Origin of the sequence: Blastomonas sp. UPD001, assembly GCF_003426715.1 — a bacterium.
In the GTDB taxonomy this organism is placed as follows: Bacteria; Pseudomonadota; Alphaproteobacteria; order Sphingomonadales; family Sphingomonadaceae; genus Blastomonas.
This window is the reverse complement of the sequence record NZ_QKVT01000002.1, coordinates 1-636: the sequence shown is the minus strand read 5'-3', so window position 1 is coordinate 636 and position 636 is coordinate 1. Positions and strand designations below refer to the sequence as shown.

Sequence of the window (636 nt, the reverse complement as noted above, 5' to 3'; positions counted from 1 at the left end):
TGTCGGCCTCTCCCAATTCAACTAGAATGACAGCACAGCGGCCATGTGGACTGTCGGCTTCTAGGGGCAAGAAGCAGCTGCATCAACATTGGGTGCCGTTTTCTTTACATCCTGTCCAAATTCTTGGTCTGAAAGCAAGAACCGACAGTATCCGTCTTCCGGCCATATCTCCGGCTGTTGTCATCATGTGATTCTCGAGTGTATAGTCTGTCAGAGGACTGAGACTCATGCTGCGTGAAGATACAGTGCTCGGCTCCTATGTGTTGCCATTCATGATGGCCAAAGGACGCAAATCTATTCATCGGATTGCGAAGGAGAGTCTGCGCTACAAGAAGCATCATAACCTGAGGCCGAAGGAGTATTTCTTTCTCGCGCTCTACATGGATTATATCGAGGACGATATAGTCCAATATCTGCCGAATGGTCTGGTATATCACTTCAATATCGTCATGAATGGAGAGCTTCGCCCGAATATCGTCGAAGACAAATCGAAGACGTCGTCCAGGTTGTTGCGACACCAGGTTCACAGCGTGCAGGAGTTCATGGCGTTCGATCCTGCGCGAGGCTTCGTGCGGACCGACGGGACGGTCCTGGGGATCATGGAAGCATCCAGATCTATCGAAACTGCAGGCGGCC

Annotated in this window: 2 protein-coding genes; both read left to right on the top strand. The window is 50.9% G+C overall.

The features are described from left to right. Positions 1–191 (top strand): hypothetical protein (locus DM995_RS22505; protein WP_232824519.1); only part of this gene is annotated, 191 nt, incomplete at its 5' end. Positions 192–227: 36 nt separating this feature from the next. Continuing rightward, positions 228–636, top strand: a 409-nt coding sequence (locus tag DM995_RS17540) for a hypothetical protein (RefSeq protein ID WP_157973308.1), incomplete at its 3' end; no start/stop codon positions are given.